This window comes from Halorubrum sp. Atlit-26R, assembly GCF_003666015.1.
GTDB lineage: Archaea > Halobacteriota > Halobacteria > Halobacteriales > Haloferacaceae > Halorubrum.
On sequence record NZ_QPLT01000001.1, the window covers coordinates 161203 to 187903 of the forward strand.

Annotated in this window: 27 protein-coding genes; 8 read left to right on the top strand and 19 right to left on the bottom strand. The window is 69.0% G+C overall.

Translation table 11 applies throughout. The annotated features are described in order from the left end of the window. Positions 1-220: 220 nt before the first annotated feature. Both DVK07_RS00770 and DVK07_RS00775 read right to left on the bottom strand, forming a co-directional pair. On the bottom strand, positions 221-1861 hold the full coding sequence (locus tag DVK07_RS00770) for a GMC family oxidoreductase (protein WP_121595263.1): 1641 nt from the start codon (positions 1859-1861) through the stop codon (positions 221-223). After that, on the bottom strand, positions 1858-2433 hold the full coding sequence (locus DVK07_RS00775) for a gluconate 2-dehydrogenase subunit 3 family protein (protein WP_121595264.1): 576 nt from the start codon (positions 2431-2433) through the stop codon (positions 1858-1860). The genes DVK07_RS00770 and DVK07_RS00775 overlap by 4 nt, the downstream gene beginning before the upstream one ends. Before the next feature lie 116 nt (positions 2434-2549). Here DVK07_RS00775 and DVK07_RS00780 point away from each other — a divergent pair, with 116 nt between their 5' ends. After that, positions 2550-4160 (top strand): iron ABC transporter permease, encoded by a 1611-nt coding sequence (locus DVK07_RS00780; RefSeq protein ID WP_121595265.1) that lies wholly within the window; start codon positions 2550-2552, stop codon positions 4158-4160. Between the two features lie 77 nt (positions 4161-4237). Here DVK07_RS00780 and DVK07_RS00785 read toward each other — a convergent pair whose 3' ends face one another. Together DVK07_RS00785 and DVK07_RS23175 are read right to left on the bottom strand one after the other, a co-directional pair. Beyond that, positions 4238-5296: a sulfite exporter TauE/SafE family protein gene (locus DVK07_RS00785; RefSeq protein ID WP_121595266.1), complete on the bottom strand. Its 1059-nt coding sequence runs from the start codon at positions 5294-5296 to the stop codon at positions 4238-4240. After that, complete coding sequence (locus DVK07_RS23175; RefSeq protein ID WP_198945726.1) at positions 5286-5450, bottom strand: hypothetical protein; 165 nt, start codon at positions 5448-5450, stop codon at positions 5286-5288. The genes DVK07_RS00785 and DVK07_RS23175 overlap by 11 nt, the downstream gene beginning before the upstream one ends. A 284-nt stretch (positions 5451-5734) precedes the next feature. Between DVK07_RS23175 and DVK07_RS00790 the strand changes: the two genes are divergently transcribed. Continuing rightward, positions 5735-6586 (top strand): universal stress protein, encoded by an 852-nt coding sequence (locus tag DVK07_RS00790; RefSeq protein WP_121595267.1) that lies wholly within the window; start codon positions 5735-5737, stop codon positions 6584-6586. A gap of 653 nt (positions 6587-7239) precedes the next feature. Here DVK07_RS00790 and DVK07_RS00795 read toward each other — a convergent pair. From DVK07_RS00795 to DVK07_RS00810, 4 genes are all read right to left on the bottom strand, one after another. Continuing rightward, complete coding sequence (locus DVK07_RS00795; protein ID WP_121595268.1) at positions 7240-8415, bottom strand: inorganic phosphate transporter; 1176 nt, start codon at positions 8413-8415, stop codon at positions 7240-7242. 12 nt (positions 8416-8427) lie between these two features. Further along, on the bottom strand, positions 8428-8889 hold the full coding sequence (locus DVK07_RS00800; RefSeq protein ID WP_121595269.1) for a YeeE/YedE family protein: 462 nt from the start codon (positions 8887-8889) through the stop codon (positions 8428-8430). A 121-nt stretch (positions 8890-9010) separates the two neighbouring features. Continuing rightward, positions 9011-9568, bottom strand: coding sequence for a YeeE/YedE family protein (locus tag DVK07_RS00805; RefSeq protein WP_121595270.1), 558 nt, complete (start codon positions 9566-9568; stop codon positions 9011-9013). Between the two features lie 8 nt (positions 9569-9576). Continuing rightward, positions 9577-10770, bottom strand: coding sequence for an MBL fold metallo-hydrolase (locus DVK07_RS00810; protein ID WP_121595271.1), 1194 nt, complete (start codon positions 10768-10770; stop codon positions 9577-9579). Positions 10771-11018: 248 nt separating this feature from the next. On the opposite strand from DVK07_RS00810, the gene DVK07_RS00815 reads away from it, so the two are divergent. Next, complete coding sequence (locus tag DVK07_RS00815) at positions 11019-11264, top strand: sulfurtransferase TusA family protein (RefSeq protein WP_121595272.1); 246 nt, start codon at positions 11019-11021, stop codon at positions 11262-11264. Between the two features lie 2 nt (positions 11265-11266). Beyond that, entirely contained in the window at positions 11267-11884 is a 618-nt protein-coding gene (locus tag DVK07_RS00820) for a DsrE/DsrF/DrsH-like family protein (RefSeq protein ID WP_233565354.1), read from the top strand. Positions 11885-11951: 67 nt separating this feature from the next. On the opposite strand, the gene DVK07_RS00825 is transcribed toward DVK07_RS00820, so the two are convergent. The 7 genes from DVK07_RS00825 to DVK07_RS00850 form a co-directional block, all read right to left on the bottom strand. Continuing rightward, entirely contained in the window at positions 11952-12572 is a 621-nt protein-coding gene (locus DVK07_RS00825; protein WP_121595273.1) for a DUF1641 domain-containing protein, read from the bottom strand. Positions 12573-12574: 2 nt separating this feature from the next. Beyond that, complete coding sequence (locus DVK07_RS00830) at positions 12575-13720, bottom strand: NAD(P)/FAD-dependent oxidoreductase (protein WP_121595274.1); 1146 nt, start codon at positions 13718-13720, stop codon at positions 12575-12577. Next, positions 13717-13953 carry a sulfurtransferase TusA family protein gene (locus tag DVK07_RS00835; RefSeq protein ID WP_121595275.1) on the bottom strand — a complete coding sequence of 79 codons (237 nt, stop codon included), beginning with the start codon at positions 13951-13953 and terminating at the stop codon, positions 13717-13719. Before DVK07_RS00835 ends, DVK07_RS00830 begins: the two co-directional genes overlap by 4 nt. Positions 13954-14080: 127 nt before the next feature. Further along, positions 14081-14674, bottom strand: coding sequence for a class I SAM-dependent methyltransferase (locus DVK07_RS00840; protein WP_121595276.1), 594 nt, complete (start codon positions 14672-14674; stop codon positions 14081-14083). Positions 14675-14676: 2 nt separating this feature from the next. Beyond that, entirely contained in the window at positions 14677-14814 is a 138-nt protein-coding gene (locus DVK07_RS22590) for a hypothetical protein (RefSeq protein ID WP_158603120.1), read from the bottom strand. 84 nt (positions 14815-14898) lie between these two features. Further along, positions 14899-16185: a M20 family metallopeptidase gene (locus DVK07_RS00845; protein WP_121595277.1), complete on the bottom strand. Its 1287-nt coding sequence runs from the start codon at positions 16183-16185 to the stop codon at positions 14899-14901. An 82-nt stretch (positions 16186-16267) separates the two neighbouring features. Further along, positions 16268-16687 carry a helix-turn-helix domain-containing protein gene (locus DVK07_RS00850; RefSeq protein WP_233565355.1) on the bottom strand — a complete coding sequence of 140 codons (420 nt, stop codon included), beginning with the start codon at positions 16685-16687 and terminating at the stop codon, positions 16268-16270. A gap of 160 nt (positions 16688-16847) precedes the next feature. On the opposite strand from DVK07_RS00850, the gene DVK07_RS00855 reads away from it, so the two are divergent. The 4 genes from DVK07_RS00855 (at position 16848) to prf1 (ending at position 22893) form a co-directional block, all read left to right on the top strand. Beyond that, positions 16848-17288: a DUF302 domain-containing protein gene (locus DVK07_RS00855; protein WP_121595278.1), complete on the top strand. Its 441-nt coding sequence runs from the start codon at positions 16848-16850 to the stop codon at positions 17286-17288. Between the two features lie 66 nt (positions 17289-17354). Next, on the top strand, positions 17355-18290 hold the full coding sequence (locus DVK07_RS00860; RefSeq protein WP_121595279.1) for an NAD-dependent epimerase/dehydratase family protein: 936 nt from the start codon (positions 17355-17357) through the stop codon (positions 18288-18290). A gap of 1047 nt (positions 18291-19337) precedes the next feature. Beyond that, positions 19338-21146, top strand: a complete 1809-nt coding sequence (gene argS, locus DVK07_RS00865; RefSeq protein WP_121595280.1) for an arginine--tRNA ligase — start codon at positions 19338-19340, stop codon at positions 21144-21146. A gap of 496 nt (positions 21147-21642) precedes the next feature. After that, the gene (gene prf1 / locus DVK07_RS00870; protein ID WP_121595281.1) at positions 21643-22893 is read left to right on the top strand and encodes a peptide chain release factor aRF-1; all 1251 of its coding nucleotides are present in this window, start codon (positions 21643-21645) and stop codon (positions 22891-22893) included. A 30-nt stretch (positions 22894-22923) separates the two neighbouring features. On the opposite strand, the gene DVK07_RS00875 is transcribed toward prf1, so the two are convergent. From DVK07_RS00875 to sufB, 4 genes are all read right to left on the bottom strand, one after another. Then, entirely contained in the window at positions 22924-23367 is a 444-nt protein-coding gene (locus tag DVK07_RS00875; RefSeq protein WP_121595282.1) for a metal-dependent transcriptional regulator, read from the bottom strand. A gap of 43 nt (positions 23368-23410) precedes the next feature. After that, positions 23411-23896 carry a ferritin family protein gene (locus DVK07_RS00880; RefSeq protein ID WP_121595567.1) on the bottom strand — a complete coding sequence of 162 codons (486 nt, stop codon included), beginning with the start codon at positions 23894-23896 and terminating at the stop codon, positions 23411-23413. Positions 23897-24032: 136 nt separating this feature from the next. After that, positions 24033-25247 carry a Fe-S cluster assembly protein SufD gene (gene sufD / locus DVK07_RS00885; RefSeq protein ID WP_121595283.1) on the bottom strand — a complete coding sequence of 405 codons (1215 nt, stop codon included), beginning with the start codon at positions 25245-25247 and terminating at the stop codon, positions 24033-24035. A gap of 1 nt (position 25248) precedes the next feature. Then, the gene (sufB, locus tag DVK07_RS00890) at positions 25249-26679 is read right to left on the bottom strand and encodes a Fe-S cluster assembly protein SufB (protein WP_121595284.1); all 1431 of its coding nucleotides are present in this window, start codon (positions 26677-26679) and stop codon (positions 25249-25251) included. Between the last annotated feature and the right edge of the window lie 22 nt (positions 26680-26701).

The window sequence follows — 26701 nt, forward strand, 5'->3', positions numbered from 1 at the left end:
CGATGTCGTCCGTTGCGGCCGCCTCGCTGCCGTTCTCGACCGCGGTCGCGGACCCGTTCGTCGCGTGTGCTGAGTCGCTCATTACCCGTCTCTCCGCTCGCACGCACTTGAACTTTTAGGTTTACCTAAAACAGGTGTGAACGGGCGTCACACCGCCGACGGGCGCTCGTTCCCGCGTCCGCCGGAGGGCCTTCCCGGCTCGCGTCCCGGGGCCGCCCGCTCACGTCTCGGAGAGCCGGGCGTCCACGTCGTCCGCGACGCGGAGCGCGAGCGCGGCGATGGTGAGCGTGGGGTTCATCGCCCCGCTCGTCGGGAAGACGGAGCTCGAGGCGATCCAGCAGTTGTCGAGGTCGTGGGTCCGACAGTCGGCGTCGACGACGCCCGAATCGGGGTCGTCGCTCATCCGCGTCGTCCCCATGTGGTGGTAGGCGGGGCCGGTGGCGTCAGGCCCGGCTACCCACTCCACGTCCGCGCCGAGCTCCTCTAAGATATCGACTTGGATCTCGTTCGCGCGTTCGATCGTGTCGAGCGCGCGGTCGCCGACGCTCCACTCGACGCGCGGGACCGGGTTCCCGCGATCGTCGGTGCGGTCGTCGGCGAGCGTCACGCGGCTCTCGGCGTCGGGGAGCTGCTCGACGAGGCCGCCCATTGCGACGTGGTTGCCGTACCCGTCGCGGAGCCGGTCGAGGAGCGCGTCGCCCCAGTCGTCCCCGGTGAGGGCCGTCTCCACCGGCGAGGGGCCGGCGTAGTTGAAGAACTCCAGCTTGAACGGCGCCTGCGTCTCGTCGGCCTCGTCGTAGAACTGGTCGCAGGCGCTGGTGTAGAAGCCGACGTGGTTCTGTCTCGTCTCCTCGTCGAGCGTGCCGCCCGCGCCCGCGAACAGGTGGTCCATGAAGAACTCGCCGACGTGGCCGCTCCCGTTCGCCAGCCCGTCCGGGTAGCGGTCGGACGCGGACAAAAGGAGGAGCCGCGGCGTCTCCACGCCCCCGGCGGCGACGACGAACGCGTCCGCCGCCTGCCTGTGTCGCTCCCCGTCCGGCGTCGCGTAGACGGCGGCGGTCACCCGGTCGTCGCCGTCGTGTTCCAGCCGCTCGACCGGGGCGCGGTCGACCACGGTCGCGCCCTTCTCCTCCGCGCGCTCGATATGGACCGTCGCGTCGTACTTCGCGCCGCTCGGGCAGACGGGCTGGCAGGTGCCGTAGCCGACGCAGGGCGAGCGGCCCTCGTACGGCTCGGAGTTGCGCGCGTTCGGAACCGAGTGCATGTCGATCCCCAACTCCTCGCAGGCCTCGGCGAACAGCGAGTCGCTGTAGGAGGGCTCGAACGCCGGCATCGGGTGCGGTTCCTCGCGCGGCGGCGCGTAGGGGTTATCAGAGGCGCCCGCGACGCCCAGCTCCTTCTCCGCCTCGGCGTAGTACGGCCGCAGGTCCGCGTACTCTATCGGCCAGTCGGCGCCGACGCCTCGCTCGCTCGCGGAGTTGAAGTCGTCCTCGTGGAGCCGCATCACCATCCCCTGCCAGTGGAGCGTCGAGCCGCCGACGCCCTTCACGCGGGCGTGGTTGAGGGGGTACGAGCGGTCGCCTGCGGTCTCGTAGACGTCGCGCGCGCCGCCGACGCCCCACACGTCCGGCCGGCCGTAGGAGGGACGGATCGCCCGCTCCTGTCTGGCGAGGCGGTCCGCCGGGTCGAACCGCGGCCCGGCGTCGAGGACGACGACATCGCGGTCGCCCGCGAGCCGGTCGGCGACGAGCGCCCCGGCGGGACCCGCGCCCACGACGCAGACGTCGGCGTCGGGGACGGGAGTCCGATCGATGTCGGCCTCTCCCGATCGCCCGTCGGCGACGCTCTCGGCACCGCTCATCGCGGGCCCCGCTGATAGCTCTCCGCGCCGCCCGCGTACCCCTGCGGGTTCTCGATCCCGACGAGCTCGCCGCCGGTCGGCGAGGCGTACAGCGCGAGCAGCAGCTCGTTCACGACGTAGTAGCGCACCCGCTCCGCGGTCGTTCCGTCCGGGTTCTCCTCGGCCACGTCCGCGCCGAGTTCGCGGAGCAGCGCGTCCCGGTCGGCGGGCGCGAGGTCGGCGACGGGCGCGTCGTACCACGACCGCGCCGCCGACTCGACCTCGGCGACCGCCGCGCGGATCCCCTCGCCGTGGGTCGACCCGTCGAGCCGGCCGCCGAGGAACGCCTCGACGAACGCGTCGATCCCGGAGACCGCCTCCGGGTACACGGTCCGCGCCACCGCGGTCATCGCCGTCCGGACCGCCTCGTCGTCCGGGGGACCGTCTCCGTCCCACGCGGGGCCGGCGTCGCCGTCTTCCGCACCCTCGCCGCCGCTCCCCTCGTCCGCCGCCCGACGGACGCCGAGCGCGACGCCGCCGGTCGCGCCGACCGCGGCCAGCGCGGCCGCCGCGTCGCGTCGCGTCAGTTCCATGGAAGGGTTTAGGTGGCCCTAAATTCATATATCCGTCGGAGCGCGCTCGCCGGGCGATCGGAACCCCTAACGCTCGGCGCGCCCTCGCGTCGACAACCCGACTCCATCCCCGCACAATGTCTCTGGGAACCCGGATCCGCGACCGGCTGACAGACGGCGACGACAGGCTTCCGATCGGGCTCACGCTGCTCTGCGCGGCGATCGCCGCCACGCTCGTGTTCCCGCTCGCCTGGCTCGTCATCGAGGCGGTCGCCGTCGAGCGCGATCGCGCCGTCGACCTCGTCTTCAGCGCCGGGACCGCGGACGTACTCGTCAACAGCCTCCTCCTGATGGCCGGCGTCACGGCGGCGTCGATCCTGATCGGCGTCCCGCTCGCGTACCTCACCGCCCGGACGGACCTCCCCTTCCGCCGCTTCTGGTCGGTCGCGGCCGCGCTCCCGCTCGTCGTCCCGAGCTACGTGGGCGCCTTCTCGTTCGTCTCCGCGTTCGGGCCGCAGGGGGAGTTCCACGAGGTTCTCGCGCCGCTCGGCGTCGAGCGCGTCCCGGAGGTCTCCGGCCTCTCCGGGTCGATCCTCGTCATCACGCTGTACACGTACCCGTACGTCTACCTGACGACCCGGGCCGCGCTGCTGTCGTTCGACACGACGCTCTTAGAGGCCGCTCGGACGCTGAACCACGGTCGGCTCGCGGCGTTCCGCCGGGTGACGCTCCCGACGATCCGGCCGGCGATCGCCGCGGGCTCGCTGCTCGCCGCGCTGTACGCGGTCTCGGACTTCGGCACCCCGTCGATCATGCGGCTCCCGGTGTTCACCCGGCAGATCTACGTCGAGTACAACGCGTTCGGCCGCGACTACGCCGCGCTGCTCTCCCTCCAGCTGCTCGTCGTGGTTGTCCTCGTGCTCGCGCTGGAATGGGCGGTCCGCTCGGACCGGGAGACGAGCGGCGACGACGCGGGCCGGACCGAGGACCGCGTGTCGCTCGGGCGGTGGCGGTGGCCGGCGACGCTGCTCCCCGCCGGCGTGTCCGCGTTCGCGCTCTTAGTGCCGCTGTGGATCCTCGGGCTGTGGCTGGTCAACTCGGAGGCCGGACGCCGTCCCTCGCTCGCGTTCGAGCCGATACAGGTGCTCAACTCGGTGTCGGTCTCGGCGGCCGCCGCGGTCGTCGCCGCGCTCGCCGCCATCCCCATCGCGTACTTCGCCGCGAACCACGACTCGCCGCTCGCGGTCGTCTTCGAGCGCGCGACGTACGTGGGCTTCGCGGTCCCCGGCATCGTGTTAGCGCTCGCGTTGGTGTACTTCGGCTCCGGGTACGCGCCGTGGATCTACCAGACGCTGCCGCTACTGATCTTCGCGTACGTCGTCCGGTTCCTCCCGCAGGCGGTGGGCTCCACCCGGACGTCGATCCTCCAGGTCGACCGGCGGCTCGTCGAGGCCGGGCGCACGCTCGGCGAGTCGCCGACCGGCGCGTTCCGCCGCGTCACGTTCCCGCTTACCCGGTCCGGGATCGTCGCCGGCGCCGCGCTCGTGTTCCTCACGACGATGAAGGAGCTCCCGGTCACCCTCGTCCTCCGCCCGTCCGGCTTCGACACGATCGTCACCCAGATCTGGCGCGCGCAGTCGACCGCGCTCTATCAGTACGCGGTCGTGCCGACGCTCATCCTACTCCTCATCTCCGGGCTCTCGATGGTCGTCATCCTCACGCAGGAGGGCGGCGAAGAGGGGCTGTGAGAGACGACGGCGACCGGACTCGCGATACTGTTGTAGAATAAACACAATCCCACTCTCGCGGACCGAGGCGGGGCCCTTCAGTCCGCGGTGGACGTCTGCTGTTGCCGCGTCACGCGGAGCGAGGTGACCGTCGTGTAGAGGACCGCGAACGCGACGACGACCGCCGCGCCGATGACGAGCACTAATCCGATCAGTTCGAGCGTCGGGTTGCCGAGGTACGAGCCCACTTCGCCGATGCCTACGGCGATGGAGCCGACCAGCAGCATCCCGCCGAAGTACACCTTGATCTCGTCGGAGTCGACGACGGCGGTCGCGGCCGAGCCGACGCGCGCGCCCAGCGCGCTCCCGAACAGCAGCGGGGCGACGATGCCGAGGTTCACGCCGCCGCCCTGTCCGTAGAGGTAGCTCCCGAGCCCGCCGGAGAAGACGATCTCGAAGAGGTCGGTCCCGACCGCGACGGGCACCGGGACGCCGATCGCGTAGATCATCGCGGGCATCCGGATGAACCCGCCGCCGACGCCGAGGAATCCGGACAGGACGCCGGTCGCGAAGGCGACGGCCGTGATGACCCACACGGAGACGCTGACGTCGCCGCGGAGCGTCACCATCGGCGGGATCCGGACGGTCCGTTGGATCTTCTTCGCGATCTCGGGGATCTCGTACTCGTCGAGGTCCTTGTCGGCGGCCTCGTGGTCGACGCCGCCCCCGCCGTCGCCCTTCAGGGCGTCGCGGGTGACCATCGCCCCGACGCCGCCGAGCAGGACGACGTAGGCGACGCTGATGACGCCGCCGGCGAGTCCCATCGATTCGAGGTAGTAGACGCTGGCGCGGCCGGCCTCGATGCCGATGGTCGTCCCCGTAATCATGATCACGCCGAGCTTGTAGTCCACCTGCCCGAGGTCGTGGTGTTTCAGCGTCGCGATGACGGCCGTCCCGAAGACGAACGCCATCCCGCTCCCGACCGCGACGGGCGCCGGGTAGTCCAACATGAGCAGGGCCGGCGTGACGAGGAACGACCCCCCCATGCCGAAGAACCCGAACAGGACGCCGACGACGAGGCCGAACCCGGCGAACAGGGCGAGCATCTCGGGGCTCGTCCCCAGGAATCCGGGCCCGCTGAGAAGGCTACCGAGCACTCGCGTCACCCCCGACGATGAGGTCCATTAGGTACGGCCCGACGAGCCGTTCGAGGCCGCCGTAGCCCACGTACAGCACGAACGCTTCGAGGAGGATCGCGCCGATAAGCAGGGCCGTCTCCGGGTCCCAGGTGGGTATCTCTAGTCCTGCCATCGACTCTCCCTCCGACTTCCGAACGCGGAAATTCGCTTTTGGCACATTTCTGCTCACTCTCTCCTACCCGCTTCGTGCCTATAACGGTTTTGGGCTGACTGTACAATACTATATTCCGGTAACCTCGGTCGGAGTACCGATAACTTACGGAGAGGTTTTCGCGCTCGGCGGCCCCGTGCGTCGTCCGCGTTGCGGTCGCCCCACGTCTTCGGCCGCACGTCTTCGGCCGCCCGCCTTTCGAGTCGAGCGCAACCGTGTTGTCGCCGCCCGCCCAAGGCGTCGACATGCGGGCCCTGTGCGCGACCGACCTGTCGGCCGCCAGCGAGGCGACCATCGAGAACGAGACGTGTCTGGACTGTCTGGGCCGCATCGGCGTTCGGACGGTCCACCTCGTCACGGTCGTTCCGGGGAACGTCCACGCCGCGACGCCGGGCGTCGACTTCGAGGCGCGGCGGCGCCGGGGGCTCGACAGGTACCGGGCGGTGATCGAGGCCGCGGGGTTCGACGTCGAGACGCACGTCGTCCGCGGGACGCCGCACCGCCGTCTCAACGACATCGCCGAGACCGTCCACGCCGACCTCTCGGTCGTCGGGTCGCGGGGACGGAGCCCGCTGGAGAACCGGGTCGTCGGCTCGACCGCGCGCAACCTCGCGCGGACCACCGTCGTCCCGCTGTTAGTCAACCGCGTCGAGCGGGCGGTCGACGACCCCGACGTCCGCCGCGAGCACCTCTTTCGGCGGATACTCTTCGCGACGGACTTCTCCGAGCACGCCGCCCGCGCGTTCGACGCGTTCTCGTACCTCCGTCACGCGACCGACGAGGCGACGCTCGTCCACGTCCGCTCGCCGAAAGACGAGGGCGCGGGCGGCGACGCCGGCGCCGGTCCGGCCGAGCGGCTGGCCGAGCGGGCGCGCACGCTGGAGGAGTGGGGGATCGAGACGCGGACCGAGGTCCGCCGCGGCGACCCCGCCGAGGAGATCCTCGCCGTCGAAGCGGCGACCGCCCCGTCGACGGTCCTCGTCGGCTCGAAGGGCCGGAGCCGCGTCCGGCGGCTCCTGCTGGGCAGCGTCTCCGGGGAGATCGTCGCGCGGGCGACGGGGAACGTCTTCCTCGTCCCGCCGCCCCGAGCAACTTAAAAAAGCAGGCGTCTCGATGGGCAGATCGTCACGCCGCGGTGACGCGATCGCTGCCGTGGCGGCTACTTCGGTAGCTCTCCTACAGTTTGTTTATAAATGGATACCGGTGAGTCGCCTGCGAACACCGCTACAGCCCAGCCGCTCGTTTATAAATAGTTACTGACGGCTCGGTGACGGACACCGCCAAAGCCCCAGTCGCTCGCTCATAAATCATCAGTGACGAATCAGCAGGGAACTCCTCCAAAGCCCCAGCCGCGAGGACTCGCGCGACTCGCTGTGCGCTTCACTCGGTCGCTCACTGCGCTCGCTCCCTCGTTCCAGTGCTTGCGTCGTCGTGCTTCGTCCTCGCGACTGCCCCTTTGAGTCCCGCCCCGCACGGCACCGCGACCGCCGGAAGACGGTCCTGCTCGCTCGCTTCGCTCGCTGCGCGGGCTGCGACTTCCGTGCCCCCGCTCGCTCCCTCCGGTCGCTCGCGGGACCGCACCTCACGCCTCCCCAGCCTCGTCGCTGGCGGCCTTCGCTCCGCTCCGGCCGCCAGCGACTCCCTCGCGCGTGCGACTCGCGGCCTCTGCTTCGCTCCGGCCGCTCGCAGGCACGCGCCGCTGCTACCGCTTCGGGTATTTATAAAGAAACGACGCCGCGGCGTGGCTCGCTTATAAAGCGAGCGCCGCGACGGCGTACGCGAGCGCGAACGAGACGGCGAACGAGCCGGCCCACGCCCCCACGGTCGTCAGGATCTTCTCGGCGTCCACCGCGTCGCGGCCGCCGACGGCCGCGCCGCTCCCGATGATGGCGCTGACGACGATCTCGTTGAACGAGACCGGCACCCCGAGCAGCACCGCGAGCTGCGCGATCAGGAACGACGGGACGAGCGCGGAGATGGAGCGCCGCGGCCCGAGCGAGGAGTAGTCCTGCGAGAGCGACTTGATCATCCGCGGCGCGCCGGTCCACGAGCCGACCAGCATCCCGAACCCGCCGCCGACGAGGACGGCGGTCGCCGACACCATCTCGACTTCGTCGAGCAGCGGGAGCAGCGGGCCGACCGCTAACCCGACCTGACTCCCGCCCGCGGAGAAGGCGACGAGCGACCCGAGCGCCAGCAGCACGCGCCGCAGCCCGCCCGCTTCGTCGCGGCTCACGTCCCACCAGACGACGGTCGCGATCGCCAGCGCGGCGAGGCCGGTGATCGCGGCCGCCGACGCGAGGCCGTCGACCGAGAGGGTCCGCTGCGCGAGTCCGCTGACGGTCCCCGGCGCGGCCCCCTCGCCGAGGAAGCTGAACCGGACGTTCACGAGGACGGCGCCGACGAGGCCGGCGAGGACCGGGACGCTGTACCGCTCGGCGACCCCGGGTCGCGGGAGGACCGAGGCGATCCCGAAGGCGATGCCGCCGCCGACGAACGGCGTCAGCAGCCAGACGGCGCCGATCTGTTGGTACTTCGCCCAGACCGGCGTCCCGCCCAGCGCGAGGCCGACGCCGATGACGGCGCCGGTCACGGTGAACGCGGTCGCGATCGGGATCCCGGTGACGATGCCGACCGCCATCAGCCCCGCGCCCAGCAAGAGCACGAGGATGACGCCGGCGACGGGCAGACTGATGCCGCCGACGAGGCCGCTGCCGACGGCCTCCGAGACGTTGCCGCCCTGCGTGACGGCGCCGACGAAGCCGAAGACGCCGACCAGGAGGGCGGCCCGCATCGTCCCGATGGCGTTCGCGCCGACGGCGGGGGCGAACGGGGTCGCGCCGCTCGACCCGGCGCCGATCACCCACGCCATGAACAGGCTGGCGAGCGCCGCGCCGACGAAGAGGGCGATGAGAGCGGGGTCCATGGAGGGGGCGTGTCAGTCCGCGCCCGCCGGGGCGGCGTCGCGGGCCTCGCTCCGGCTCCGCCAGTACCCCTGCGCGTACGCGCCGACGAACATCCCGCCGAGCGCCCAGAGGATGGTGACGTTGCCGACCCCGAGGCTCGCGTACGCCGCGCCCGGACAGATCCCGGAGAGCCCCCAGCCGACGCCGAAGACGGCGCCGCCGACGAGGACGTTCCGGTCGAACGGTTTCAGCCGACGCTCGTACGGGCTCCCCGTGAGGGGCGCGGCGTCCCGGATCCGCGGCAGCAGCGCGAACGCGATCCCGGAGACGATCGCAGCCCCGAACATCACGAACGGCAGGCCGAGGTCCTCGAACAGCAGGAAGTTCACCACGACCTCCGGCCGCGCCATGTGGCTGAAGCCGAGCCCGAACCCGAAGATCAGCCCGCCGACGAACACCAGCGGCTTGAACAGGGGATGACGGTCGTCGCTCACGTGTCGCTCCCTCCGGTCGCTCCCGTTCGCGCAGTTCGAGACGCGCGCTGCTCACGGCTCACGTCCGTTCGCCGTTCGCCCTCCGAGGCGCTCACTCCGTTCGCCCCTCGCGTCTCGCGCATCACGGACTCACCCCCAACGCGGCGACGACCTGCGCGGTCCCGATCGCCACGGTCAGGAACGTCGCGACGCCGGCCAGCGACGTCTTCGACGCCGAGCCGACGCCGCAGACGCCGTGTCCGGACGTACACCCCTTCCCGACGCGGGTCCCGATACCGACCAAGATCCCGCCGAGGAACAGCCGCCACGGCTGGACGTCCGTCGTCCACAGCGTCACGCCGGCGACCTCGTAGAGCTGACCGGTCGTTCCGGGCTCGTACAGCGAGGTCGTGACCACGCCGGACTGGACCGTCGCGGCGAACGCGAGCGCGCCCAGGACGATCCCGGCCGTGAACACGAGCCGCCAGTCCCGCGAGCCGACGTACCGCTGGAACCGCGACTGGTCGGAGACGTACGACAGCGTCGACTCCAGGAACGTGCTCGCCCCGGCCGGGATGCCGGTCCCGACGTAGATGACGACGGTCCCGAGGCCGACGAGCAGCCCGCCGACGGCGTACCGGCTGATCCCGTTGGGGAACAGCTCGGCGACGGCCTGAAGCAGTACTGGGTCAGCGACCATTTGCGTCGTCAGTCACCCGCGAGCGAGTCTTGGCTGGCGGCGCAGTTGTTCGGCCCGAGCTCGAGGGTGAACGCCTCCTCGTCGTCGACGGCGTTCTGCCCGAGGTTCGTTGCGATGATGTCCTCGTAGTTGGCCGGGCGCGGCGGCATGTCCGAGAGGATCAGCTCGACGAAGTCGTCCTCCTCCATCGTGAGCGCGTCCATCTCCTCGACGAGCTCGCCGATCGGCGCCGTGTAGGTGCCGTCGTCGGCCGGGACGGCCGCGTCGCTGAAGTGCGCGCCGCCGATCAGGGTGTCGTCGGGCAGCGTCAGCACCCGCTCCTGAAGCGACTCGTACAGCATGCGCGCGGCGTCGGGGGCGCCGTCGTCGCCCTCTTCGAGGTCGGGACGGGCGACGCTCTCGATGAACAGCCCGTCGCCGGTCGCGAGGAGGCTCTCGTCGACGAGGTAGGAGGTCATCCCGGTCGTGTGGCCGGGCGTGTAGACGGTCTCGATCGCCGCGTCGCCGACTTCGAAGGTGTCGCCGTCTTCGGCCGTGGTCAGCTCGTCGGCGTAGGTGACGCCGCGGTCGACGGCGGCGTCGGGGATGACGCCCTCCACGCCTTCGGCGTCGAGGTCGCGCACGCCCGAGATGTGGTCGGCGTGGACGTGCGTGTCGATGGCGTACGTCAGGTCGACGCCGAGGTCGTCGGCGTCGTCGAGGTAGCGGTCGGTGAAGGCCCGGAGCGGGTCGATGATCGCGGCCTCCCCGTCGTCGTAGAGGAGGTAGCCGAGACAGCCTGACGAGGGGCGCTGGTACTGGAGGAGCGTGCCGGCGCCGTCGTAGCGGTCGACCTCGACGGCCTCGTAGATGCTCGCCCAGCCGTTCATCCCGTCTTCGAGGTGGTCGACGTCGTAGCCGCGCTCCGCGAGCGTGCCCGCGACGTACTCGCTGGCGCCGCCCTTCGCGCAGAGGACGGTCACCTCGCGGTCGTCGGGGATCCGATCGAGGACGTCGTCGTCGATCTCGTCCTCGAGGAACTCGAAGTACGGGACGTTGATCGACGTGACGTTCTCGCCGTCGATGCGCCACTCGTCGTAATCCGACTGCATGCGCGCGTCGAGGATCGTGACGTCCTCGCCCGCGTCGATTCGGTCTTTGAGCGATTCCGGGTCGACGGAGTCGACGTCGACGTCCGGAGTCGGGAAGTCGTCGGCATTCATGTTTCGCACTCAGTTCTACCGGGTCGACGCACAAAAGCATTTTCATAGTATTTCCTATTTCAAACAATACTATGGAGGGAGATCTTTGTCCGGTGGGCCCCGGGTGTCCCCGAACACGGGTTATACGTCGTCTAAACCGGTTTGGCTTTATACAGTAGTCGGCGATCTTCACAAGAATCGACAATCTTTTACTGTGCCGGGAGGTATTGTGCGCTAGCTCCAATACAGACAACCGGAGCAGATATCCCATGAGTGCCGAATTCGACATCGCGGAGACGCTCGACGTGAAAGGCGCATCGTGCCCCATGCCAGTGGTGAAGACGAAGTCCGCCATCGACGACCTCGCCCCGGGCGAGGTCCTCGAGGTGGTGGCGACGGACCCCGGTAGCATGAGCGACATCGACGGCTGGGCCGACGGCACCGAGGGCGTCGAGCTCGTCGACCAGACGGAGGGCGACGACGTGTACAACCACTACGTCCGCAAGACGGAGTAACGATGAGCACGGACACACCCGACGCGTCGGCCGGGGAGGCGCAGACCGAGGACGCGTCGACCGAGGACGTGCCGGCCGACGAAGTGCCCTCGCGCGCGGAGCTGGCCGCGCGCGTCGACGAGCTCGAGGAGGCGCTCGCCGAGGCCACCGCCGAGGACGGCGGCAAGAAGATGAGCATCATCGCCACGAAGGGGACGCTGGACATGGCGTACCCGCCGCTCATCCTCGCCAGCACCGCGGCCGCGTTCGGCTACGAGGTGACCGTCTTCACCACCTTCTGGGGGCTCGACATGCTCCACGAGGAGCGGTCGAAGAACCTCCAGCTCAGCTCCGTCGGGAACCCCAACATGCCCGTCCCCAACGCCGTCGCCGCGCTCCCCGGCATGGACCGCGTGACGACGAAGATGATGGAAAAGCGGATCACGGACAACGACACCGCCACGATCGAGGAGCTCCTCGAGACGAGCCTGGAGATGGGCGTGGAGTTCCAGGCCTGTCAGATGACCATCGAGCTGATGGACTACGACGAGGACGACTTCTACGACGGCGTCACCACCGGCGTCGGCGCCGCGACCGCCATTCAGGACATGGCCGAGGCGGACATCCAGCTCCTCGTCTGACCGCCGCCGACCGAACTCCGGTTCCGATTCTCGAACGCTCGTTCTCTCGCAGCGACTCCGCGGCGGTTCACTCGCGGCCGGACCGCTCGCGGCCGATCGCGCTCGCCACCGCGAGCAGGTAGCCCAACCCGTACTGGACCTCCGGGTCGCGCACGCCGCGGAGCAGCCCGACGGCGCCGACCCGCTCGGGCGACTCGCTTTCCGCCTCGCCGACGCCCTTCAGCAGCGTCTCGACGCCGTCGCGGGTGTCGTCGTCGGCCGCGGTCTGTGCCACCTCGCCGAGCGCGGCGCCGGTCCCGGCCAGCGACGCGACCATCTCGTCGTCGAGGGCCGCGGTCGCCAGCGACCCGACCTCGGCGATCTCGGCTATCTCGTCGAGCGTGCCGCTCCGCTGGAGCGTGACCAGCGTGTCGAGCGCCGCCCGCAGCTCGTCGCCGTTCTCGCCGACCGCCTCGGCGAGCGCCACGGTCTCGTCGGTCGCGAGGCCGTCGGCGGACTCCGCGAGCGTCGACCCCGTGGCCGAGAGCTCGCGGACCATCTCGTCGTCCAGCGCGCTCTCCCCTAAGGAGAGCACGTCCAGCAGCTCGTTGACCGCGTCGAGCCGCTCCACGAACGCGGCGACCGCCTCCGGGTTCTCCGCGATCGCCGCTTCGAGGTCGGCCGACTCGGAGGATTCCGTCTCGGACATGGTCAGAGCAGCCCCCGCGCGGTGAGCCAGTAGGACTCGTTGTACGCCAGCTTCGACCAGTGGAGCTTCTCCGAGGGCGGCGCGGGCGACGGCGGGTTCTCGTAGTCGAACTCGACGAACGAGGCCGAATCCATTCCGGTCTCGATGAAACACAGCGTCTTGCCGTCGTACGTCGCCGTCGCCGGCCGACCGCGGACATCGCTCGCGAGGCGCTGCCCGACGACGCCGGCCTGATAGTGGGCGACGCTGCCCGCGTTCGGGACGCCGGTGTCGGCGGTGTCGCCGAGCGCGTAGACGTTCTCCGCGGCCTCGGCCTCCAGCGTGTGCTTGTCGACGTCGACCCAGCCGTCGTCGCCGAGCCCGGCCTCCTCGATCAGGTCGACGCCGCCGTGGGGCGGGATCGACACGAGGAGGTCGTAGTCGAGCTCGGTCCCCTCCATCGACGTGATCGTCTCCGCGTCGGGGTCGACCGACTCGGCGTTGAAGAACGTCTCCACGTTGATGTCGCGCTCCTCCATGATGGGACGGGCCCACTCGGCGATGTGGGGGTTCCCGTGAACGCGCTGGATCGGGTACGTGTAGGTGACCTCGACGTCCTCGCGCAGGCCGCGCTCGCGGAACCAGTCGTCGACCATGAAGACGAACTCCAGCGGCGCCGCCGGACACATGTGCGGCGTCCCGATGACGCTCAACACGATCTCGCCCTCAGTGAACTCCAGCAGCTCCTCGCGCAGGGCGGTCGCGCCCGACTCGCTGTAGTAGTCGTGTCCGCCCTCCGCGAGGCCGGGGATCTGCTCGGGCTTCAGCGTCGACCCGGTCGCCAAGACGAGGTAGTCGTACTCCATCGGCGGTCCGCCGCCGTCGAACCGGAGCCGCTGAGAGTCGGTGTCGACCTCGGACACGCGGTCGATCCGGAGGTCGACCGCGTCGTCGACGAGCTCGTCGAGCGCGCGGCGACCGTCCGCCGGCTCGCGCTGGCCGAACGGCACGTACAGCCAGACCGGCTTGTACACGTGGTCGGGGCCGTCGTTGATCAGGGTGACCTCGACGTCGCCGGCGTCGAGCTCGGGTTCGAGCCGGTCGGCGAGGTCGTTGGCGAGCACCGACCCGCCGGTCCCGCCGCCGAGGACGACGATTCGCTCGGTCATGCTTTCTCCACGTAGAACGCGTTGTGGTCGTCGAGCTCCTCGACGGCGAGCAGCTCGTTGCCGGCCTCCTCGGCCCACTCGGGGACGTCGGTGAGCGACCCGTCGCTGTCGCTCAGCAGTCGGACGACGTCTCCCGGTTCGGCGCCTCGGATCGCTCCGATGAGGTCCATCAGGGGGCCGGGACACGCTGCGCCTCTGGCGTCGACGGTGTCGTCGGGTTCGATGTCGGTCATGGCAGTCTCACGTGCGGCAGTTGCGCGCGTGGCATATTAGACTTGTGCGTGGATTCCACTATTCTAATAATCTGGTCGTTCGGTGTACACGGGTCGGCCGCGACCGAGCGCGAGGGGCGTCCGCGGGCTACCGTCGGAACACGACCGCGTAATGGTACGGCGGCAGCTCGATCCGCCGGTCGAGTTCGAACGCCGCGGCTCGCGTGACGGCTTCCGCCGTTTCCTCGGGGGTCATCCGCAGCTCCGTCGGCGGGCCTCGGGGCTCGCCCCCCACGGTCGTCGCCTCGCGCGGTCGGTCGCGCCAGTTGACGACGATCAGGCTGCCGCCGGGCTCGATCGCGTCGAACGCCTCCGCGACGAACTCGGCGCGGTCGTCGACGCCGTGGAAGGTGTTCGCCACGACGAGCGCGTCGACCCGTTCCGGGAGGAGCTCGGTCAGGTTCCGGGCGTCACCGTGGACCGGGACGACGTTCCCGACCGCCTGTCGCTCGGCGAGCGACTCCAGCTCGCCGAGCAGCGACTCGTCCAAGTCGACCGCGTACACCGGCGCGGGCTCGACGATCCGGGCGGCCGGGAGCGCGAAGTAGCCGCTCCCGCAGCCGACCTCGGCCACCGACTGACCGGCCCCGATCCCGAGGTCTCGGAGCGTCGCGCCCGGCGTCGGCCAGAGCTTCCCCCACCAGTCCCAGTCGGGCTGGCCGGTGTTCTGGAACCGCTCCATCGTCAGCGAGGGTCGAGCGCGTCGGCGTCCAACGGGCGGTGCGGGCCTCGGCGTCGGCGTCGGTCGCCCCCGACGACCGCAGACCCACGTCCGTCGCCCTCGCGGAGCCGTCCGTCCGCCACGCTAATATTGTCTACCATGCCCACAATTGGGTCATTTCGGTATATACGTCTTTCTCACCCGTTCCGGGTCGGCGGCGAGACGCCCCGCCCGCTTGCGGACTGCTAACCGTCCATCTCAGCTCGCCACGCCGCCGGTAGCCGGGTGTACACGACCGCGTTGTCGACGAGCGCGTCGACCGGGACGTACTCGTCCGGGGCGTGGAGCGTGTCGGTCCCGAGCGCGAACTCGACGGTCGAGATCCCGGCGTTCCGGAGCTTCTTGGCGTCGCCGCCGCCCGTGGCGCTCCGCCTGAAGACGCGGTCCCCCGTCACGGCCGTCGCCGTCGACGCGACGGCCTCGACGAGCGGGCCGTCCGGGTCCTCCGCGGTGCCGATGCTCCAGGAGACGTCGGCGACCGTGATCCCCTCGCAGTCGGCGACGCACTCGCGGATCCCCGCGAGCACGTCGGGCGTGTGGACGCCGGCGGTGAGGCGCACGTCGAGTTCGGCGCGCGCCGACTGAGGCACGGCGTTCACCGCGTCGCCGCCCTCGAAGACGCCGAGGTTGATCGACGGGTACCGGAACAGGTCCCGCGCGGTCGCCTCGCCCATCGACGGGGCGTAGTACTCGATCGACTCCTCGACGATCGGGTCCATCTCGGCGTCGATGTCGAGCCGCTCGGAACCGAACCGCCGGCGCAACCGCTTGACGGCGTCGTAGAGCCGGTCGACGGCGTTGACGCCGAGCGTCGGCCGGGAGCCGTGCGCCGCCTCGCCCGACGCCTCGAGCGTCAGCCAGATGCTGCCCCGGTCCGCGACCGTGACGGAGTGGCGCCCCTCCTCGCAGGTCGGCTCGCCGATCACGCACGCGTCCGCGTCGAGCGCTCCCGCGTCGAGCAGCGCCGGGAGCCCGGCGTCGCCGCCCACCTCCTCGTCGCTCACGAACGCGAACAGCAGGTCGACGGGGGGATCCGTGTCGGTCGCCGCGAAGGCCCGGACCGCGAACAGCAGCGACGCCACGGCGCCCTTCATGTCGGTCGCCCCCCGGCCGTAGACACGACCGTCGGCGCGTTCGCCGAGCGGGTCGCGCGTCCACGCGTCGGCGTCGAACGGCACGGTGTCGAGGTGGCCGTTGTACAGCAGCGTGCGGTCGGACGCTCCCGGGACCCGCACGAGCAGGTTCGGCTTCGCCGGGTCGACCGCGAACCGCTCGACCTCGACCGGGAGCGGGTCGAGGTACCGCTCGATCGCGGCGACGATCTCGCGCGTGTCGCCGGGCGGATTCGACGTGTCGACCGCGAGCAGATCGAGGGCCAGCGAGACCAGCGCCTCGCGGTTGGCCCGCACGTACTCGGCGGGAGCGTCGTCGCCGGCCGTCGTCGGTCGGGCCGTTCCCGTGTCGTCGACCATAGTGTCCCGTTCGGTCCCCAGCGATTTATTTATTTGTATGTTTTGTACAATACTGCGACACGAGCGGGGGGCCGTACACGCGTCAGGGGTCGGGTCGAATCGGGCAATCCCCGCGTTCCTCCGCCTCGCGGCCGTACCGGTCTTCGAACTCCTGAATGAGCTGTCCGACGGTCGCGTACCAGCTGTTGAGCAGCCGCTGCATCTCGCGAGCGGCCTCCTCCGAGGTCCGCGGTCGGTACACGTAGTAGTACCCGCCCTGGTCGTAGTTCTCCTGCCGCTGGACGACGACGTCGGCGTCGACGAGCCGCGAAATCGACCGGTACGCCGTCGACCGCTCGCAGTTCAGTCGGTCCGCCACGTCGTCCACGGTGAGGGCCCCGTCCGTCTGGTGGAGCTCCTGAAAGACCCGCCGATCCCGCTCGTTGAGCCCGTGAACGCACTCTAAGAGGTCCAGACACTCCAGGTCGCGTTCGAGGTCCTCGCGCACTGAACCGGACGTCATATCGAACAGTAGGGCGGCAGAGCGGGTTAAAGTTGTTCCCGAATAGCACAATACTGTATCGCCCGGAAGCCGCGCGGTCGATGCCCAGCTGGCCGCGTCTCCGCTCTCTCCGCGTGCCATCCGAAGAGCCTTTGTTACGTAGGCCCAAGACAGTACACGAATGACGCTTCCCATCGACCCGACGCAGATCGACCCGGACGACATCGGCGAACAGCAGGCCACCCTCGAAATGGACCACGAGGAGGCGATCGAACACGTCCGCGAGGTGTTCACCGACGCCGGGTTCGGCGTCCCCGTCGAGTTCTCGCCGTCCGAGATGCTCAACGAGAAGGTCGACGCGGGTCGCGACCCCTACTACGTGCTGGGCGCGTGTAACCCCGAGGTCGCCGACCGCGCGCTCGACGCGAGCGACAACAAGCTCGGCGCGCTGATGCCGTGTAACGTCGTGGTCTGGGAGGAGGAGCCCGGCGTCCAGCGCGTCTACCACGTCTCTATCATGCGCATCGCCCGGCTCGTGGGGATGACGCCGGACGACGACGTGATGGCGGACATTATCGCCGACACCGGCGAAATCGTCGACGAGGCGTTCGAGAACCTGTAGTCGGGCTCCGTCTCCGTTCCCGTCCCGATTCCACACGTACTTATCCGCGACCGCCGACCGACCGGTATGAACCTCGCCGATTCGCGCGTCCTCGTCACCGGGGGCGCCGGCCTCGTCGGGAGCCACCTCGCGGCCGACCTGCTCGACCGCGGCGCGACCGTGCGCGTCGCCGACGACCTCTCGAAGGGGACCCGAGATCGGGTGCCCGAGGGCGCGGAGTTCGTCGAGGCGGACGTGACCGACGCCGACGACGTCGCTCGCGCGGTCACCGACGACCTCGATATCGTCTTCCACTTCGCGGCGTACACCGACACGAATTACGACGACGACCGCGAGCTGTTCGAGGAGAACACCGAGATGACGTACAACGTCTTGGAGCGGATGCGCGAGGTCGGCGTCGACCGGTTCGCGTTCACCTCCTCCTCGACGGTGTACGGCGAGGCGCCGCGGCCGACGCCGGAGGACTACGCGCCGATGGAGCCCATCTCGATCTACGGCTCCTCGAAGCTCGCCGACGAGGCGCTGATCTCGACGTTCGCGCACTCCTACGGGGTCCGGTCGTGGGTGTTCCGCTTCGCGAACATCGTCGGCCCGCGCCAGCGCGGCAACGTGATCCCCGACTTCATCGAGAAGTTGGACGAGGACCCGACGGAGCTGGAGATCCTCGGCGACGGCCGCCAGGAGAAGTCGTACATGCACGTCTCCGAGTGCGTCGACGCCATCCGGCACGTCGTCGAGCACGCGGACGACGCGTACAACGTGTACAACCTCGGGACGCGGACGACCACCTCCGTCACCGACATCGCCGACATCGTGAGCGAGGAGCTGGGCGTGGAGCCGGAGTACGCCTACACCGGCGGCGATCGCGGCTGGACCGGCGACGTGCCGAAGATGCGCCTGTCGATCGAGAAGCTCACGGACCTCGGGTGGGAGCCGTCGATCGAGAGCGACGCGGCCGTGCGGCGCAGCGCGCGCGAGCTGATCGACGAGATTGTCTCGTAAGAATACGACCCCGGGCTCGGCTGTTCTGCGGGAGGTGCTTCCGAACTCCCGGCCGCTCGGTTATAAATAGTCGGCTCTGGTGAAATTCTCAGCAAGTGATATATTCTGCCCCAGCAACGGTCAATACAGGGGTTAGCGGTGAGCGATAACGGGAGTGAGTATCGCAGATCGGTAGCAGCGATTCGGTGTTTAAATGGTCGCCAGCGGCACCGACGGTCGCTTATAAATGGCAGGCGGTGGCGCGCCTGCGAGCGGCCGGAGCGAAGCGGAGGCCGCGAGCCAGCCCGCGAGGGAGTCAGTCGCCGGAGCGAAGCGGAGGCGACTGACGAGGCTGGGGAGGTGTGAGGTGCGGTCGCTGTGCGGGGCAGGGTGGGACTCAAAGGGGCAGTCGCGAGGGCGAAGCACGCCGCAGTAAGCACCGCAAGGAGCGAGTGAAACGAGCGACTGAGGAGCGCAGCAAGGCGCGCGAGCCGTCGCGACTGGGGCTTTGGAGATCCTCATCCCACCAGCCTCAAGCATTTATAAACAGTCAACGGCAAAACCGAGATTCTACTTATAAATGGCCTCACTTACGACGTACTACACGTACTCCCGCTACCGATTAGGTAGCACTCTTCAGCGACTAGACGTTTCAGGTGAACTCTGTCTGAAGAATAGGATTTCAACAGCGGCAAATAATCGTCTGTAGACCTGCGGTGAACACTTCCAAAGCCCCAGTCGCGAGGCGGGCGCACGCTCGCTGCGCTCCTCGGTCGCTCACAGGTTCGCTCCCTGCGGTGCTTACGTCGCCTGCGCCCGCCTCGCGGCTGCCCCTTTGAGCCCCGCCCCGTACCGCTCCGCACGGCACCTCACACCTCCCCAGCCTCGCCGCTCGCTCCCTTCGGTCGCTCGCGGCGTCCCTCGCGCGGTGCTGTTCGGCCGCGATGCGGCCTCACAGGCACGCGCCACCGCGGTTCGTAGAGTCTCACGTTTCGCCCCACCGATTTCCCGTCTTCCGTTTCGAGCCGGTTCGGAAGGGCCTTTTAACCCGCCCGTCGAACGGACGGTATGTTCAGGCAGTTCCGGTCGGAGGTCGAGGCGGCGCTCGCGGACGCGCTCGCCGATCTCGACCTCCCGACCGACGACCTCGGCATCGAACGCCCGCCCGACGACATGGACGCGACGCTCGCCTCCAGCGTCGCCTTCCGGCTCGCGGGCGAGGTCGGCGCGCCCCCGCCGCAGGTGGCGGGCGAGGTCGCCGAAGCGGTATCGGTCGAAGGCGCCGACTACATCGCGAGCGTCGACACCGCCGGGCCGTACGTGAACTTCCACGCCAACGAGCGCTACCTCGCGGACACGCTCGATTCGGCGGCCGTCGACGGCGACTACGGCGCGCTCCCCGACCGGGACGCGTCGGTCGTGGTCGAGCACACCAGCGCGAACCCGACCGGCCCGGTCCACGTCGGCCGCGCGCGCAACCCCATCGTCGGCGACGCCGTCGCGAACCTCATGGAGTACGCGGGGTACGACGTCGACCGTCACTACTACGTCAACGACGCCGGCCGCCAGATGGCGGTGTTCACGTGGGCCTACGAGCGGTTCGACGAGGCCGACCTCGACGCCGAGCCCGCGCGCGACCGCGCGGAGTACGACCTCGTGCGCTACTACCGGAAGGGGAACGCCTTCCTCGAAGAGGCCGACGCCGACGCGGTCGAGGCCGCGGAGGCGGAGATTCAGGACATCCTTCAGGGGCTCGAAGCCGGCGACGAGGCGACCTACGAGCGCGTCGGCGAGGTCGTCGACACCGTCCTCGGCGGGATGAAAGAGTGCCTCGCGCGGCTCCCCGCGGAGTTCGACGAGTTCGTCAAGGAGACGCGGTTCATGCGCGACGGCTCGACCGACGACATCGCGGCGCGGCTCAAGGAGACCGATCAGGCCGTCTACGAGGAGGACGCCTGGCAGCTGGAGCTCGACGAGTGGGGGATCGACAAGAACCTCGTCTTCCTGCGCTCGGACGACACGAGCCTCTACACCACCCGCGACCTGGCCCACCACGAGTGGAAGTTCGCGAACTACGACCGCGCGGTCACGGTCCTCGGCGAGGACCACAAGCTCCAGGCCGACCAGCTGGACGCGACCCTCGAGCTGCTCGGCAACGACACCGACCGGCTCGGCCACGTCATCTACTCGTACGTCAACCTCCCCGACGGGAAGATGTCGACTCGGCGGGGGACCGGCGTGATGCTCGACGACCTGCTCGACGAGGCGATCGACCGCGCCCGCGACGCCGTCGAGTCCCGGATGGACGACCGCATCCGCGACGACGACCTCACCGAGGCGGACGTCGAGCGCATCGCCCACCAGGTGGGGATCGGCGCGGTCCGGTACGACATCGTCTCCAAGCAGCCCGCGAAGGCGATCACCTTCGAGTGGGAGGACGCGCTCGACTTCGAGGCGCAGTCGGCCCCGTTCGTCCAGTACGTCCACGCGCGCTGCGCCGGGATCCTCGACGAGGCCGCGGCCGAGGGCGTCGACGTGCCTGGCGTGACCGCCGACGCCGACGGGCGTGTCGACCCCGACGCGCTCGACGTGGACGCGAGCGCTCTCGAAACCGAGGAAGCCCGCGAGCTCCTCCGTGAGGTCGCCAGATTCCCCGCAGCGATCGAGGCGGCGGCGGACGACCTCGAACCGCACACGATCGCGACGTTCACCCGCGAGTTCGCCGACGCGTACAACGCCTTCTACCGCGAGTGCCCGGTCGTGACCGCCGAGACCGACGAGCTGCGGGACGCCCGCGTCGCGGTCGTCGCGGCCGCGAAGCACACGATGGCGAACGCGCTCGACGTGCTGGGCGTCGAGGCGCCGGAGTCGATGTAGGATCGGGGCTGTCGAGTTCGGCCTTCTTCGGGTGCTGATCGGGGGTCGGTAGAGAGTGCTTCCAAAGCCCCAGTCGCTCGCTTATAAATGGCTGATCGCGGATCGGCGGCGAACACCTCCAAAGCCCCAGCCGCGAGGACAGCGCACGCTCGCTGCGGTCCTCGGTCGCTCGCCCTGCTCGCTCCCTGTGGTCCTTGCGTCGCCTGCGCTGTCCTCACGGCTGCCCCTTTGAGTCCCGCCCCACACAGCACCGCCCCGCGCCTCACGCCTCCCCAGCCTCGTCGGGCGCATCCTTCGGGCTCCCTCCGGTCGCCCTCGAAGCGCCCGACTCCCTCGCGCGTGCTCCTCGCGGCCGCCGAGGGCGGCCACTCGGAGGCACGCGCCACCGCACGGTGTTTATAAATGGTCGTGCGCTTAGCGACCCGTGCGACCCGCTACCGACGCGCCGGCCGGGAGGTCAAAGCTTACTTACACGCACGCGACCGTATTTCAGGCAATGAGTAGCGACGCACAGGAGGCGAACGAGGACCGCCGGAAGTACGAGTTCCGCAAGGTCATCGAGGAGCTCAAAGACTACGAGGGCTCCGGCACCCAGCTCGTCACCATCTACATCCCCGAGGACAAGCAGATCTCCGACGTGGTGGCCCACGTCACCCAAGAGCACAGCGAGGCGTCCAACATCAAGTCGAAGCAGACCCGGACCGCCGTTCAGGACGCGCTCACGTCGATCAAGGACCGACTGCGCTACTACGACACGTTCCCGCCCGACAACGGGATCGTGATCTTCTCGGGCGCGATCGACAGCGGCGGCGGCCAGACCGACATGGTCACGCGGACGCTGGAGTCACCCCCGCAGCCCGTCGAGTCGTTCCGATACCACTGCGACTCGGAGTTCCTCACCGAGCCGCTCGAACACATGCTCGAAGACTCCGGGCTGTTCGGGCTCATCGTCTTGGACCGCCGCGAGGCGAACGTCGGCTGGCTGAAGGGGAAACGCGTCGAGCCCGTCAAGTCCGCCTCCTCGCTCGTCCCCGGCAAACAGCGGAAGGGTGGCCAGTCCGCCCAGCGGTTCGCCCGCCTCCGGCTCGAAGCGATCGACAACTTCTACCAGGAGGTCGCGGGAATGGCCAACGACCTGTTCGTCGACAAGCGCCACGAGCTCGACGGCATCCTCGTCGGCGGCCCCTCGCCGACGAAAGACGAGTTCCTCGACGGCGACTACCTCCACCACGAGCTCCAGGACAAGGTGCTGGGCAAGTTCGACGTCGCCTACACCGACGAGTCCGGGCTGAAGGACCTCGTCGACGCGGGCCAGGAGGCGCTCGCCGACCAGGAGATCGTCCAGGACAAAAACGACATGGAGGAGTTCTTCGAGAAGCTCAACACCGGGCAGGAAGCCACCTACGGGTTCGAACAGACCCGTCGGAACCTGATCATGGGCTCCGTCGACCGGCTGCTCATCTCCGAGGACCTCCGCTCCGACGTCGTCGTCTACGAGTGCCCGAACGACCACGAGGAGTACGAGGTGGTCGACGCCCGGCACTCGACGCCCGACCACGAGTGTAGCGAGTGCGGCGACGAGGCCGCGGTCGAGGAGCGCGAGGACGTCATCGAACACCTGATGGCCATCGCCGAGCAGCGCGGCACGGAGACCCGGTTCATCTCCACGGACTTCGAGAAGGGCGAGCAGCTGCTCGACGCGTTCGGCGGCATCGCCGGCATCCTACGCTACTCGACCGGCGTCTAAGGACCGCTGACGGGGATTTCTGCGGCCGCGCTACTGCTGTTCCGGCTCGACCGGCGCGGCCGCGACCTCCAGGCACGCGCAGGCGTCGGACTCGGGGTCGAAGCAGTCCGGGCACTCCGGCTGGCGGTCGATGATCGTGTCGAGCCGCTCGGCGACCGTGTCGTCGATGACGGCCTCCAGCTCGCGGGCCTCCGCCTGGAAGTCCTCGACCGCGAGGACGTTCGCGAGGAAGCGCTCGATGATACAGTAGGTCTGGAGGGCGTCCCGCGCCCGGACGATGCCGTCGTCGGTCAACGTGACGCCCTTGTACTTCTCGTGTTCGGCGAGCCCGCGCTCCTCGAGCTTGCCGATCATCTCGTTGGCGCTGGCCGGGCTGACGCCGAGCGAGTCGGCGATCGACCCGGTCGAGGCGGGGCCGTCTTCGCTGTCCTGTACGACGTATATCGTCTTGAGGTACTGGTCTGCGGTGTTCACGGCTGTCCTCCGTCGGCGCTCGTCGGCGACTCGTCTGCCCGGTTCATCGGCGCTCCATGACCTCCGTGACCTCGCGCACTCCCTCGGCCTCCTCGTCGCGGATCGTCGTCAGGGTCGCGATCAGCTCCTCGCGGTCGATCGAGAACGTCGCCTCGGAGTCCTCGATCGCCTCGATGAGGTCGTCGTAGAACTTGTACGCCGTCTCCTCGTTGCACAGCTGGTCGTACAGCACGTCATCGAAGTCCTCCGGCCGCGTCCGCCCGTAGCGGGCGTCGACCAGCGACTCGATCTCGTCGAACGGGACGCTGTCGACGCCGAGCCCCTCGATCAGCGCCTCTAAGCGCTCGCGGTGGTCGGCGGACTCCTCGGCGGCGTCCGCGAGCAGCGTCTCCACCTCCTCGTCGAGCTCGGCGTCCAGCTGCTGGTAGTGGCGGTGCGTTCGCGCTTCGACGACCTCTTCGAGCACGATTCCGATCTGGAGCAGCCGCGCGAGCTGGTCGTCGGAGGCGACCCGCTGGCTCACGCTCACCGCGACCACCCGAGACGGCGCGATACGCGGGTTCGCATACCTCCGACTCGGGCGTCGTCGGTCTTAAGAGATTCCCCTCGCGGGCCGGTCGCTCCGAGAACGCGCTGGGGTCGAAAAAATCGTCCGCTCGGACGGCTTACTGAAGTCGCTCGAAGACGAGCTCCTCGACGTCGTCGCGGAACTCGTCGACCGCGATCTCCTCTAAGACGGGCACGAAGAAGCCCTCGACGAGCATGTTCCGGGCCGTCCGCGAGTCGATCGAGCGGCTCTCGAGGTAGAACAGGTCCTCGGCGTCGACCTGCCCGACCGTCGCGGAGTGGGAGGCCTCGGTGTCGTGGTTGTGGATGATCAGCTTCGGCGACGCGTCGGCCTCGGCGTCGTCCGACAGCATCAGCGTGTTCTCTCGCTGGTAGCTGGAGGTGTTCCACGCGTCCTCGCCGACGTCCTGAACGCCCTCGTAGACGGAGCGGGCGACGTCGTCGAGCACGCCGCGGGTGACCAGGTCGGCGGTCGTCTGCTCGGCCTGGTGCCACACGCGGGCGTTGATGTCGAAGTGCTGGTCGTCCGTGCCGAAGAACGTCCCGACGATCTGGCTCTCGGAGCCGTCGCCGTCGAGCTCGGTCTCGATGTCAGAGCGCGTGAGCTTCGAGCCGAAGTTGCTCTCGATCCAGTCGACCGTCGCGTACGTGTCGGTCACGCCGCGCTTCAGCGAGTAGGTGTACGCGTCGTCGTCGAGGTTCTGGAGCGAGCCGAACTGGACGTTCGCGTTCTCGCCCGCGACGACCTCGACGAGGTTCGAGAAGTACCGGTCGCCGTCGACGTCGGCGTCACCGGACGTGATCGACTCGAGGATCGTCACCGAGGACGACTCCTCGGCGACGACGAGCGTCTGGCTGAACAGCGAGCGGGAGTTCATCTCCGCGCGCACCGTCACGTCCTCGACGTCGACGCCCTCGGGGACGTAGACGAACGTGCCGGTGGTGAACAGCGCGACGGAAAGCGCCGTGAGGTAGTTGTGCTCGGGGTCGAGGACGGACCCGAAGTTCGCCTCGATGACGTCGCCGTACTCGGCGAGCGCCTCGGTGAACGGCAGGACGACGACCTCGTCGTCGCCCGCGGTCCGCTCGGTCTCGTCGGCCTGGTTCAGCGGGTCGACGAGCGCCTCGAAGTCCAGCGCCTCCAGGTCGGTCCAGCGGCGGCCCGGCGTCTGGATGACGTCGGGTAGGTCGGAGGTCTCCAGCGCGGCCAGCGCGTCGAGTCGGGTCTGTCGGAGCCACTCGGGCTCGTCGCGTTCGTCGGCGATGCGTCGTACCGTGTCCTCCGAGAGGCTCTCGATTGCTTGCGTGCTCATGTTATCCGAGCGAACCCTCCATCTCCAGCTCGACGAGCCGGTTGAGCTCGACGGCGTACTCGATCGGCAGCTCCTCCGTGATCGGCTCGATGAACCCGGAGACGATCATCTGTTTGGCGTCGTCGTCGTCGAGACCGCGCGACTGGAGGTAGAAGATGTCCTCGTCGCCGATCTTGCCGACGGTCGCCTCGTGGGCGACGTCGACTTTCGACTCGTTGATCTCCATGTACGGCATCGTGTCCGACGTCGACTCGTTGTCGAACATCAGCGCGTCGCACTCCACGGCCGTCGAGGAGTTCTCGGCGCCGTCGGCGATGTGGACGAGGCCGCGGTAGTTGGTGCGGCCGCCGTCCTTCGCGATCGACTTCGACTCGACGGTGGACTTCGTGTTCGGCGCGTTGTGGTACACCTTCGCGCCGGTGTCGATGTCCTGCCCCTCGCCCGCGAAGGCGATGGTGATGTGGTTGTCGGAGGCGCCGCGGCCCTTCAGGATCGTCGACGGGTACAGCATCGTCGCCTTCGACCCCATCGAGCCGGAGATCCACTCCATGCGCCCGCCCTTCTCGGCGATGGCGCGTTTGGTGTTCAGGTTGTACGTGTTCTTCGACCAGTTCTGGACGGTCGAGTACTGGACGTGGGCGTCCTCGCCGACGAACACTTCCACGCCGCCCGAGTGGAGGTTGAACGCCGAGTACTTCGGGGCGGAACAGCCCTCGATGTAGTGGACCTCGGAGCCCTCCTCGGCGATGATGAGCGTGTGCTCGAACTGGCCCATCCCCTCGCTATTCATCCGGAAGTACGCCTGGACCGGCATCTCCACGGTGGTGTTCTCCGGGACGTAGACGAACGAGCCGCCGGACCAGATGGCGCCGTGAAGCGCCGCGAACTTGTTGTCGCTCGGGGGGACGCACTTCGTCATGAAGTGCTCGCGGACGATCTCCTCGTGCTCCTGGACGGCCTTGTCCATGTCACAGAAGATGACGCCCTTCTCCTCCCAGCGCTCCTGCATGTTCTGGTAGACGATCTCGGACTCGTACTGCGCGCCGACGCCCGAGAGCGCGTTCTTTTCGGCCTCCGGGATGCCCAGCTTGTCGAAGGTGTCCTGGATCTCCTCCGGGAGGTCCTCCCAGCTGTCCGCGCCGCCGCGCTTGTCGATGTCCGGGCGGATGTACGGCACGATCTCCTCGACGTCGACCTCGGAGAGATCGGGCTGCCCGGGCCAGTCGGTCGGCATCGGCATCTCTTGGAACTGCTCGAGCGCGCGCAGGCGCCGCTCCAGCATCCACTCCGGTTCGTCCTTGTCCTCCGAGATGACGCGGACCGTCTCCTCGGTGAGGCCCTTTTCGCTCTTGAAGGCGGACTTCTCCTCCTTCTTGAACTCGAAGCGGGCCTCGGTGTCTGTCTCCTTGAGGTCGTCCTGTTGTGAACTCATAGTGTATCGTTACGGATTTCCG

What these genes read in the sequence shown, in the direction of transcription:
- DVK07_RS00770 (WP_121595263.1), bottom strand. Translation starts at nt 1,861, where the DNA reads ATGAGCGGTGCCGAGAGCGTCGCCGACGGGCGATCGGGAGAGGCCGAC.
- DVK07_RS00775 (WP_121595264.1), bottom strand. Translation starts at nt 2,433, where the DNA reads ATGGAACTGACGCGACGCGACGCGGCGGCCGCGCTGGCCGCGGTCGGC.
- DVK07_RS00780 (WP_121595265.1), top strand. Translation starts at nt 2,550, where the DNA reads ATGTCTCTGGGAACCCGGATCCGCGACCGGCTGACAGACGGCGACGAC.
- DVK07_RS23175 (WP_198945726.1), bottom strand. Translation starts at nt 5,450, where the DNA reads ATGGCAGGACTAGAGATACCCACCTGGGACCCGGAGACGGCCCTGCTT.
- DVK07_RS00790 (WP_121595267.1), top strand. Translation starts at nt 5,735, where the DNA reads ATGCGGGCCCTGTGCGCGACCGACCTGTCGGCCGCCAGCGAGGCGACC.
- DVK07_RS00795 (WP_121595268.1), bottom strand. Translation starts at nt 8,415, where the DNA reads ATGGACCCCGCTCTCATCGCCCTCTTCGTCGGCGCGGCGCTCGCCAGC.
- DVK07_RS00805 (WP_121595270.1), bottom strand. Translation starts at nt 9,568, where the DNA reads ATGGTCGCTGACCCAGTACTGCTTCAGGCCGTCGCCGAGCTGTTCCCC.
- DVK07_RS00810 (WP_121595271.1), bottom strand. Translation starts at nt 10,770, where the DNA reads ATGAATGCCGACGACTTCCCGACTCCGGACGTCGACGTCGACTCCGTC.
- DVK07_RS00815 (WP_121595272.1), top strand. Translation starts at nt 11,019, where the DNA reads ATGAGTGCCGAATTCGACATCGCGGAGACGCTCGACGTGAAAGGCGCA.
- DVK07_RS00820 (WP_233565354.1), top strand. Translation starts at nt 11,267, where the DNA reads ATGAGCACGGACACACCCGACGCGTCGGCCGGGGAGGCGCAGACCGAG.
- DVK07_RS00825 (WP_121595273.1), bottom strand. Translation starts at nt 12,572, where the DNA reads ATGTCCGAGACGGAATCCTCCGAGTCGGCCGACCTCGAAGCGGCGATC.
- DVK07_RS00830 (WP_121595274.1), bottom strand. Translation starts at nt 13,720, where the DNA reads ATGACCGAGCGAATCGTCGTCCTCGGCGGCGGGACCGGCGGGTCGGTG.
- DVK07_RS00835 (WP_121595275.1), bottom strand. Translation starts at nt 13,953, where the DNA reads ATGACCGACATCGAACCCGACGACACCGTCGACGCCAGAGGCGCAGCG.
- DVK07_RS00840 (WP_121595276.1), bottom strand. Translation starts at nt 14,674, where the DNA reads ATGGAGCGGTTCCAGAACACCGGCCAGCCCGACTGGGACTGGTGGGGG.
- DVK07_RS22590 (WP_158603120.1), bottom strand. Translation starts at nt 14,814, where the DNA reads ATGGTAGACAATATTAGCGTGGCGGACGGACGGCTCCGCGAGGGCGAC.
- DVK07_RS00845 (WP_121595277.1), bottom strand. Translation starts at nt 16,185, where the DNA reads ATGGTCGACGACACGGGAACGGCCCGACCGACGACGGCCGGCGACGAC.
- DVK07_RS00850 (WP_233565355.1), bottom strand. Translation starts at nt 16,687, where the DNA reads ATGACGTCCGGTTCAGTGCGCGAGGACCTCGAACGCGACCTGGAGTGT.
- DVK07_RS00855 (WP_121595278.1), top strand. Translation starts at nt 16,848, where the DNA reads ATGACGCTTCCCATCGACCCGACGCAGATCGACCCGGACGACATCGGC.
- DVK07_RS00860 (WP_121595279.1), top strand. Translation starts at nt 17,355, where the DNA reads ATGAACCTCGCCGATTCGCGCGTCCTCGTCACCGGGGGCGCCGGCCTC.
- argS (WP_121595280.1), top strand. Translation starts at nt 19,338, where the DNA reads ATGTTCAGGCAGTTCCGGTCGGAGGTCGAGGCGGCGCTCGCGGACGCG.
- prf1 (WP_121595281.1), top strand. Translation starts at nt 21,643, where the DNA reads ATGAGTAGCGACGCACAGGAGGCGAACGAGGACCGCCGGAAGTACGAG.
- sufD (WP_121595283.1), bottom strand. Translation starts at nt 25,247, where the DNA reads ATGAGCACGCAAGCAATCGAGAGCCTCTCGGAGGACACGGTACGACGC.
- sufB (WP_121595284.1), bottom strand. Translation starts at nt 26,679, where the DNA reads ATGAGTTCACAACAGGACGACCTCAAGGAGACAGACACCGAGGCCCGC.